Here is a 1,379-nt window from a genome sequence, read left to right on the forward strand (position 1 = left end):
AAATCAGTCGGCAGTGTTGAAACGAGGTTTATCTATAGCCCACAAGGCCAGTTATTAGCCGAAGGCACCACCAAACAGTACATTTATTTTAATGGCCAGGTGGTGGGTTATATTCTGAACAACCAGCTGTATTATGTGCACAACGACCATTTAGGCAGGCCGGAAGTCATTACTAATGCCAGCAAAGCGATAGTGTGGCGGGCTAAGTTGGAGGCCTTTGACCGTTCTGTGTTAAGCACAAGTATTGGCGAGTTTAATATTGGTTTTCCAGGACAATATTGGGATGCAGAAAAAGCCAGCTGGTACAACTATTTCAGGGATTACGATGCGACTTTAGGGCGCTATTTGCAGAGTGACCCTATTGGTTTGGCAGGTGGGTTGAATACTTATGGTTATGTTAAAGGAAATCCGCTTAGCTTTATTGACCCATATGGATTATTTAAGTTTTGCCAGCGGCCTTTATCTTTCATGGGAGGTTATATGACCTCTGGCAGCACGGGGTTGAACATCGGTCTCTACCATCAGCATGGATTCTATGAGGATGGTACTGGGGATAATGCAGGGTTTTCTAAATCAGGTCTGTTCGATGATCGGGAGAATTCAGACAAATATTCTTGTGAGAACACTAGCTATAATGATTCTCTGATGAGAAAGGCTCAAAGTAATATAGAGAAAAAATGGCAAGCGGATAATTACGATCCAATTCTCAACAATTGTCAGGATTACATGGATGATCTGCTTTATGAATACTACAAAGAGTCATATAAAGACTTAATCGAAAAATTACCTATAGGGATGTAAGTATGTTTAATCGAATAAATTTATTCATTAGAATTACTGGAATTAATTTCTCGGTTGCATTGTTTTGTCTTATATATTTATGTCTCCTTGATATTTTTTTTGTACACATCCTCCTTGAGGATGCATCACTCTTTTTCGGTACTTTTCCAATGATGTCGATTGTTTTTCCATTCGTTTCTGTATTGTGGAGCTGGAATAATATGAGAGAAAAGCTCGGAAAAATTTCGCTAATAACTAGTTGTGTTTTTATATTTTTGACGATGTCAATTATCGTTTACTTTCAACTTCTATGGGTGTCGATGTATTTTCATTCAGTTATAGGTGGGAAAATATGACTTGATGTTACATGTGAGTTGTAAATCGATGATTTAATTTATCACTGTGAAATGTGCTCGAACACCCACGGGGTCAAGTCTTGCGTCTTGCCCCATTTTTAAATCAATACTCAGAGCAAAAGGTAAACACCATCAGTATATGCATTATAAAAACAATGGTGGCCTACTCAATCTGGCTCAGTGGACTTATAACGAAGGTGCTTACGCTAAAGGTAAACTCAATAAGGTGGGCAACGACAGTGG

The 1,379-nt window shown here is 38.8% G+C and carries 1 protein-coding gene; it reads left to right on the plus strand.

The window, feature by feature from the left end; translation table 11 throughout:
* Positions 1-801: RHS repeat domain-containing protein (locus RHEIN_RS21280; protein ID WP_008900228.1), on the plus strand; the 801-nt coding region annotated here is incomplete at its 5' end.
* Positions 802-1,379: the final 578 nt, after the last annotated feature.

Origin of the sequence: Rheinheimera sp. A13L (genome assembly GCF_000217935.1) — a bacterium.
Taxonomy (GTDB): domain Bacteria; phylum Pseudomonadota; class Gammaproteobacteria; order Enterobacterales; family Alteromonadaceae; genus Pararheinheimera.